The organism is Arsukibacterium sp. (assembly GCF_033722355.1).
GTDB lineage: Bacteria > Pseudomonadota > Gammaproteobacteria > Enterobacterales > Alteromonadaceae > Alishewanella.
In genome coordinates this window covers 1-7,615 of the sequence record NZ_JAWVZF010000141.1, presented here as the reverse complement: position 1 = coordinate 7,615, position 7,615 = coordinate 1, and the positions used below count along the sequence as shown (strand labels likewise).

Here is a 7,615-nt window from a genome sequence, read left to right as displayed (position 1 = left end):
GGTCTTAATGCTGCGCCACTGCTTATTTTGCTGGCCAGCCTGACCGGCGCAGTTGTTGCCTATCTGGGGGCAACGGTGCTCAGAGACTTTGGTGCTGAAGTTTTTATTATCGATCTGGTGACCTTTGCCTTTTTACGCGAGTTTGGTGTGCTATTGACCGCCATTTTGCTGGCAGGTCGCACCGCCAGTGCCTTTTGTGCCCAGATAGGTATGATGAAAACCCGCGAGGAACTGGATGCTATCCGAGTGCTGGGCCTGGATGATATTGAGGTGCTGGTGCTGCCGCGGCTTATTGCCCTGGTGATCGTGCTGCCGCTGTTGACCTTTATCGCCACAATTGCCGGGTTATTTGGCGGTTTGACGGTGGCGGTGCTGTCGCTTGATATTAATCTGGCCACCTTTATAGAGCGAATGGAACAGAGCGTTACGCTTGAGCACTATCTGGTGGGTATGCTCAAAGCGCCTGTTTTCGCTGTGGTTATTGCGCTGGTGGGATGTCTGGAGGGTATGAGGGTAAGCGGCTCGGCACAATCAGTCGGCGAGCATACAACCAGTGCGGTGGTGCGCAGTCTGACGCTGGTCATTATGCTCGATGGGTTTGCTGCCATTTACTTTATGGAGATCGGCTGGTGACTGTGCATAAGACAGTGCCTGACTCAGCACCGGTTATCCGTATCAGATCACTGGTAAACCGCTTTGGCAGTCAGGTGGTGCACCGTGAGCTGGATCTCGATGTGCAGCAGGGTGAAATTCTGGCTGTCGTCGGTGGTTCTGGCAGCGGCAAGTCGGTGCTGATGCGCTCTATTCTCGGTTTGCTGCGCCCGGCAAGTGGCACGATAGAAGTGTTTGAGGATGAGATTACCGAGGCCTCGGCATTACAGCAGCTGATGTCCCGTTATGCCGGAGTCTTATTTCAGGAGGGGGCGCTGTTCTCCTCACTGACGGTTCTGGAAAATGTGATGTTACCTTTGCAAACCCGATGGCCGGATATGTCTGCGCTATTGTGCCGGCAACTGGCGGTCTCCAAGCTCGGTCTGGTCGGTTTAAGCCCGGAAACAGGTCTGAAAATGCCGGCAGAATTGTCAGGGGGGATGCGTAAACGGGCCGCGCTGGCACGGGCGCTGGTTCTGGAACCTGAAATACTGTTTCTGGATGAGCCGACCAGCGGTCTGGATCCGATTGGTGCAGCTGAGTTTGACAGCTTGCTCAAAACTTTGCAGCAGGCATTGCAGTTTACTGTTTTTATGATCACCCATGATTTGGACACGCTGTATGCCATTGCAGACCGGGTCGCGGTTATTGCTGATCAGAAAATTGTGACAACAGCAACGCCAGACGAGGTTGTAAACCACAGCCACCCGTGGATCCGCGACTATTTTACCGGGCCCAGGGCAAGATCGGCCCGCCAGCAGCATGCTAAGCGTACCGGTTAAGGAGTGACAATGGAAACAAAAGCCAATTACATTATCGTCGGCATTTTTACCCTGCTATTTGCCGTGGCTGCCGTGTTGTTTGGTCTGTTTAGCGCAAAGTATGCCAGTGACAGCAGCTGGCAGCGATATCAGGTGGTTTTCAATCAGTCAGTGATTGGTCTGGCAAACGGCAGCCCGGTACTTTACAACGGGGTCAGTGTAGGGCGGGTTGCTGATATCGGTCTGGATCCGCAAAATGTCAGTCAGGTTCTGGTCACAGTGGACATTGAGGCCGGGGTGCCCATTTATCAGGACACGGTTGCCACCATCAGGCTACTGGGGCTGACCGGCAATGCCGCTGTTCAGCTCAAGGGCGGCTCGCCGGATAGTTCAAAACTGCCGACTGAACGCGCCGATCCGGCAAAAATCGCCGCGGTCTCATCACCGCTGAACACTTTGCTTGAATCGTCTGAGGGGATGGTGGTGACAGCCAGCAAGGTACTTAATCAGCTTGATGCGTTGTTCAGCGACAGTAATATTGAACGGATTAACAGCACCCTGGTTTCACTGGAACGCTTTAGCGGGTCATTGGCAGGACCTGACAGCGACGTTAAGCAGTTACTGGCGCAGAGCTCACAGGCCAGTAGTGCTTTACTTGAATTACTTAACGTTCTGACTGCCACCACCCGAAAGTTTGACCAGTTGCTGGTGGGTATTGATCAGGGTTTGGTGCAGGATTTACCGGAACTGAAAAACCGACTGGCGGCTACGCTCAGTAATCTGCAGGCGCTTTCCGGCAGACTTGATGCGATTGTTGCGGCAAACCAACCTGAGCTCAGTCAGTTTGGGGGGATTGGCATGCAGCAGGTGGGCGGAGGGCTTGAAGAGCTGCGCCGGCTGATCCGTGATCTGAACAAGCTGGTGCAACAGCTTGAGCAAAACCCCGGTGGCATATTGCTTGGCGGGGAGCAACCGCAGGAGTATGGCGTGCAATGAACAGACAACTGCTGAAAACCTTTAACCTGCTGCTGACCCTGCTGCTGCCGGCTACCCTGGCTGGTTGTTCTATTATTCCGCAACCCAAAACAGTGCAGTTGCTGGATCCGCAGTTAGCGACACCAGCAGTGCGGCCGGTTGCAGCAAACTGGCGGCTGAACGTTAACCGGCCGGTGACTGATCCGGTACGCGACTCAAACCAGGTGCTGGTTCGTACCCGGCAAGGACAGCTGCAGGTGCATCCGTCCGCACGCTGGGTTGCTGCCAGTCCCGATTTGCTTCGCACCCTGCTGATCCGCTACCTGCGGGACAGTCAGGCGCTGCAGCTTACAGCGTCTGCCACTGCGGGGCTGGATCACACCCTGGCGCTGGATCTGCGCCAGTTTGAGGTGGTGGAAGACAATAACCAGCTGCAGGCCAGGATAAAGCTCGAAGCACGGCTTTACGATAACCGTTCAGCAAGGTTGCTAAGCCGCCAGCTTTTCGCCCGGCAACAGCCGCTGCCTGACATGCAGCCGGCGCAGCTTGTCAGTGGCTTTGAAGCTGTGCTGCAGCAGCTTATTCCTGCCATTACCGACTGGTTGACGGACGACCCTGGATCCGGGCAGAACAGTCAGGACAACAGCGGGTAAAGATATGATTGCGGTCTGGCTATTTAACAGCTTGATTGTGGCACTGGTGGTGATTATTCATTACGAGTTTTTGTACCGGCTGACACGGTATATTCCGACACTGAATATGAAACATCGTTACCGGATTGTGGTGGGGGTGTTTGGCGCGCTGATTGCGCATGCTATTGAAATCTGGGTATTTGCGCTGGCGTATTACCTGATGCATCGGGCTGACGGCTGGGGTGAGCTCAGTGGTAATTCAGATGGCAGCCTGATGGACTGTGTTTATTTTTCTTTTACAGTGTACAGTACCGTTGGTTTTGGAGATATTGCGCCGTTAGGTGAGCTCCGGTATTTGACCGGTATCGAGTCGCTGACCGGGTTAGTATTAATTACCTGGACGGCGTCCTTTTTATTTATTGAAATGCAGCGTAACTGGAGCGCCCGCTAACATCGGGCGGCAAAAATTGCCATTACCGATGTACTAAAGCGTATTTCGCTGCGTACCATATGGCTGTTATTATTTTTCAGGATGGTGTTTTGAGCGTTCGTTTAGCGGCAGATTTATTACCGGGCCCGCACGATTTATGGTTTTTGCCATTGGGCGGCTGTGGCGAAATTGGCATGAACCTGAACCTTTACGGCCATGACGGCCGTTGGTTAATGGTCGATTGCGGTGTGACTTTTTATAACCCGTTACAACCCACCTCAAGCCCGATCACGGCCGAGGTACAGGCCGCCGATCCGGCATTTATCGCCTCGCGTCGCGAGCTTTTAACTGGCATTGTTATCAGTCATGCGCATGAGGATCATATCGGGGCTTTGCCTTATTTATGGCCCCGGTTTGGCTGCCCGGTATACTGCACGCCTTTTGCCGCCGAAATTTTACGCCGCAAAATCGCCAGAACCGGCCTGTCACAGGATATGCCGATTATTGAAATTGCCCCGGGTAGCACCTGCACTATCGGCCCGTTTTTAATTAACTGGCTGAATATCACCCACTCCATTCCCGAGCCACAGGCGCTGTTAATTACAACGGCTGCCGGCAAGGTATTTCATACTGCCGACTGGAAAATAGACCCTGCACCCATCACCGGCCGGCCATTTAAACCCCAGGTATTTAAGCGACTGGCCAGCCAAAATGTTACCGCTATGGTGTGTGATTCGACCAACGCCTTAAGACCGGGTTTTTCTGCGTCGGAATCAGCCTGTTATCAGGGGCTGTATCAGGTTATCCGCAATGAAAAACAGCGGGTCGTGGTAACGGGTTTTAGCAGCAATATCGGCCGTCTGATCAGCCTTGGCCATATTGCCAGGCGCACCGGCCGCTATTTAGCATTATTTGGCCGCGCGATGGAAAATATGGTGGGTGCAGCCAGAGCCTGTGGTTACTGGCCGGATGATATTCCGTTGATTGACCCTGCTCATGTCGGCTATTTACCGGCGAATGAAGTCCTGGTGGTGGCGACCGGCAGCCAGGGCGAGCCCAGAGCTGCCCTTAGCCGGCTGGCACAACAGCGTCATCCGCATTTATTACTGGAAGAAAATGATTTGGTATTGTTCAGCGCTATTCTGATCCCGGGCAATGAAATGCTGGTAAGCCGGCTGATTGAGCAGCTGAAAACCCTGAAAGTACGGACCTTACAAAGTGCGGACAGCGCCGAGCTGATTCATGTATCAGGCCACCCCAATCAGGGTGAGCTCGACATGCTTTATCGTTATGTGAAACCTGCTATCGCGGTGCCGGTGCACGGTGAGCGCGAACATATGCAGGCGAATGCTGCCGTTGCCCGGGCCGCGGGGGTAATGCAGCAGTTAACCGGTCAGAACGGTGATTTATTTGTGCTGGCACCACAGCCGCGGGTTTGGCCGCAGGCTGTACCAACCGGACGGATAGCGATACTGCATTAGCCGCGATGTCAGCATTGCAGGGGCCCCGGGTAACCCAATTAAGTTACTTTCGCTGATGTAGCTAATAATGGTTACATGTTTGACATGTAACCATATTGGGTTACTATTAATTTCCAGGAAAAGCTGACTGAGACCATTATGTCTGCCACTTATGCCGTACTGACCGGCGACTTTGTTAAATCCCGCAGTATTGCTGCTGGCCAATATGACATCGTATTGTATCAGTTAGAGCAATTACTGGTTACCCAGGCCAGGGCGTTGGGTTGCAGCTATAGCTTTTACCGTGGCGATGCCTTTCAGATCCTGCTGCCACAACCTGCCGAGGCGGTAACCCTTGCCCTTTATATCCGGTTAACACTGCTAAGTCTGAGCCGCGATTGCAAAATCAGTATTGGCCTGGGCGAGGTGACCAATCTGCGGCGCGATGTTAAAAGCGCCAGTGGGCCGGCTTTTACATTATCGGGTAATGGCCTGGATAACCTGCACAGCGGGCAGCGTTTTGCCATTCATAGCCAGCAATCGTCTGTAGAGCAGGTGTTGGCCGTGCCGTTGCAAATGGCAGACCGCATGCTCAGTAAACTCACCGCCCGTCAGTCTGAAGCTCTGCTGCTGTATTTTCTGACCCCGGGCAGCTCACATGAAAATATCGCCGACAAGCTGGGTACGTCGCGGGAGAATGTCACCAAATTACTTAATAATAACCATGCTGACTACCAACTGCTGCAGGCATTTATCCAATATTGCCACAGCCATATTACAAGGAGTCTGGGATGAGTGACGGCAGCTTACTGCTGGGATTGGTGCTGGTGCATATCCTGGCCGATTTCTTTTTGCAGCCCACTGCCTGGGTACAGGCCCGGACAGCGCGGCACTGGCGCTGTGTTCAGCTGTATTATCATGGCTTTATTCATTTTGGTCTGAATGTGTTGCTGTTAGTGCTCTGGAATAACCTCAGCTGGTCTGGCATTAGCGGGCTTAGTGTGATTGCTCTGGCATTGCTTATCGCGGCAAGCCACCTGCTGATTGACATTGGCAAGTCATATTTTTCCGGTCTGCGCTATTTTGTGCTGGATCAGCTGTTGCACCTGATAATTATTCTGCTGGTATGGCTGGCGCTAGCTGAGAACGGTTACAGCGCACTGACATCGCTCGGGCAGGCGCTGCTAGAACCAGAGCATCTGCTGATACTGCTGGCGTATCTGCTGCTTATGAAACCGGCGTCGGTACTGATAGCTCTGGTGCTGACAAAAATAGCTGCGCCTGCCAGCAGTGTAAAACAGGGCTCACCGGCGGCAGGCCAGTTAATCGGCATTGCTGAGCGCTTACTGATCCTGACCTTAATTCTGGCTGGTCAGTACTCGGGGGTGGGGCTGGTGGTGGCAGCAAAATCGGTGCTGCGCTATAACGATTTACGTAACGCACAGGACCGGGCATTAACCGAATATATTCTGCTGGGATCGTTATTAAGTTTTGGCCTGACCATACTGGTCGCCATTATGCTGCTGAACTTAACGCCGGGTGGCTTACTGGCGCAAAGCTAAACGTTAAGTAAAAAATATCCTTTTAAAAGCAGAGCAACAATATGCTCAGCGTAAGACAACGCCGACAGCAATACAGGGAACATCGTCATGAAAATAGCTAAATTTTTACCCTGGTGTGGTGCAGTAAGTTATCTGCTGGCGCTGCAGGTAACCGCGAATACCATTTATCTGGTACGCCATGCTGAAAAGCAGGATGATGGCAAAGATCCGGCATTAACTGCATGCGGCCAGGCCAGGGCTGCTGCATTAGCCCGCTATTTTCACGATATCCCGCTTGAGGCCGTGTATGCCACACCTTTTCAGCGCACCCGACAAACGGCTGCCGCGGTGGCCGACAGCAAACAGCAGGCTGTTATTCCTTATGATCCTGCCAAGCCTGAGCAACTGAAACAACAATTAATGGCTCACCGGCAACCGGTGCTGGTTGTTGGCCACAGCAATACCGTCCCTGAACTGGTTAAACTTCTCAGCGGTATCGAGGTTGCCCCGTTAACTGAGCAGCAATACAGCCTGTTATACCAGGTGCAGCTGGGCGGCCAGCGCAGTGTGACGCTGCGTCATCAGCCTTTTAGCTGTGATAAGGCACTATAACCAGAGGCATTGCCTGTAGCTGGCTTAACTAAAAAATGGTTCTGTGCTGCCAGCAAACCACTTAGCGTTTTACACAGGCAAACAGCGCATTGCCTGCCATGTTATCCCAGGGGATTATTTTGTCGTAATCGTGTGCCAGAATATGCACCTCAAAGTACGGGCAGAGCAGGGCTTGCAATTGCGCAAAGCTGACGGCAACCATAGTATGCTGGTCCTGCCAGACCTGAGTAATGTCGGCGCTGGTTCTGGCAATGCTAAGCTTAAGGGCTTGCTGCTCACCCTCGCCACTGTAATGCCAGCCTGATTCAAATACAAAATGGCTGTTGTCGAGCTGGGTACTATGACGCACGGCAGACTGATTGCAGATAGTATTTTTATCCACGGCATTAAATACAAAGAGTCCGCCAGCAGTCAGCGCCTGATATACGCTGGCAATACAGTGTTGTAATGCCTGCATGCTGGCACTGTAATGAATCGAATATAAAAAGCAGGTAATCAGATCTACCTGCTGTTCCAGGCTAAAGTGACACATGTTCTGCAGCATAAAGTTGGC

Annotated in this window: 10 protein-coding genes; 9 read left to right on the top strand and 1 reads right to left on the bottom strand. The window is 52.7% G+C overall.

Annotation, left to right across the window (positions count from 1 at the left end):
* The 9 genes from R3177_RS11685 to R3177_RS11645 form a co-directional block, all read left to right on the top strand.
* Window positions 1-633 (top strand): ABC transporter permease (locus tag R3177_RS11685; protein WP_318971206.1); only part of this gene is annotated, 633 nt, incomplete at its 5' end.
* On the top strand, window positions 630-1,433 hold the full coding sequence (locus tag R3177_RS11680) for an ABC transporter ATP-binding protein (RefSeq protein ID WP_318971205.1): 804 nt from the start codon (window positions 630-632) through the stop codon (window positions 1,431-1,433). The genes R3177_RS11685 and R3177_RS11680, both read left to right, overlap by 4 nt.
* A gap of 9 nt (window positions 1,434-1,442) precedes the next feature.
* Window positions 1,443-2,408, top strand: a complete 966-nt coding sequence (locus R3177_RS11675; protein ID WP_318971204.1) for an MlaD family protein — start codon at window positions 1,443-1,445, stop codon at window positions 2,406-2,408.
* Complete coding sequence (locus tag R3177_RS11670; protein WP_318971203.1) at window positions 2,405-3,040, top strand: ABC-type transport auxiliary lipoprotein family protein; 636 nt, start codon at window positions 2,405-2,407, stop codon at window positions 3,038-3,040. Before R3177_RS11675 ends, R3177_RS11670 begins: the two co-directional genes overlap by 4 nt.
* 4 nt (window positions 3,041-3,044) lie before the next feature.
* Window positions 3,045-3,470 (top strand): potassium channel family protein, encoded by a 426-nt coding sequence (locus R3177_RS11665; protein ID WP_318971202.1) that lies wholly within the window; start codon window positions 3,045-3,047, stop codon window positions 3,468-3,470.
* An 89-nt stretch (window positions 3,471-3,559) separates the two neighbouring features.
* Window positions 3,560-4,930, top strand: coding sequence for a ribonuclease J (locus tag R3177_RS11660; protein WP_318971201.1), 1,371 nt, complete (start codon window positions 3,560-3,562; stop codon window positions 4,928-4,930).
* A gap of 138 nt (window positions 4,931-5,068) precedes the next feature.
* Complete coding sequence (locus R3177_RS11655) at window positions 5,069-5,704, top strand: sigma-70 region 4 domain-containing protein (protein ID WP_318971200.1); 636 nt, start codon at window positions 5,069-5,071, stop codon at window positions 5,702-5,704.
* Window positions 5,701-6,471: a DUF3307 domain-containing protein gene (locus tag R3177_RS11650; protein WP_318971199.1), complete on the top strand. Its 771-nt coding sequence runs from the start codon at window positions 5,701-5,703 to the stop codon at window positions 6,469-6,471. Before R3177_RS11655 ends, R3177_RS11650 begins: the two co-directional genes overlap by 4 nt.
* 87 nt (window positions 6,472-6,558) lie before the next feature.
* Window positions 6,559-7,062 carry a phosphoglycerate mutase family protein gene (locus tag R3177_RS11645; protein WP_318971198.1) on the top strand — a complete coding sequence of 168 codons (504 nt, stop codon included), beginning with the start codon at window positions 6,559-6,561 and terminating at the stop codon, window positions 7,060-7,062.
* Between the two features lie 61 nt (window positions 7,063-7,123).
* On the opposite strand, the gene R3177_RS11640 is transcribed toward R3177_RS11645, so the two are convergent.
* Window positions 7,124-7,615, bottom strand: a 492-nt coding sequence (locus tag R3177_RS11640; RefSeq protein WP_318971197.1) for an SAM-dependent methyltransferase, incomplete at its 5' end; no start/stop codon positions are given.

Excerpts from the sequence above, each read along its gene's own strand:
- R3177_RS11675 (WP_318971204.1), top strand. The coding sequence starts at position 1,443 with ATGGAAACAAAAGCCAATTACATTATCGTCGGCATTTTTACCCTGCTA.
- R3177_RS11670 (WP_318971203.1), top strand. The coding sequence starts at position 2,405 with ATGAACAGACAACTGCTGAAAACCTTTAACCTGCTGCTGACCCTGCTG.
- R3177_RS11665 (WP_318971202.1), top strand. The coding sequence starts at position 3,045 with ATGATTGCGGTCTGGCTATTTAACAGCTTGATTGTGGCACTGGTGGTG.
- R3177_RS11655 (WP_318971200.1), top strand. The coding sequence starts at position 5,069 with ATGTCTGCCACTTATGCCGTACTGACCGGCGACTTTGTTAAATCCCGC.
- R3177_RS11650 (WP_318971199.1), top strand. The coding sequence starts at position 5,701 with ATGAGTGACGGCAGCTTACTGCTGGGATTGGTGCTGGTGCATATCCTG.
- R3177_RS11645 (WP_318971198.1), top strand. The coding sequence starts at position 6,559 with ATGAAAATAGCTAAATTTTTACCCTGGTGTGGTGCAGTAAGTTATCTG.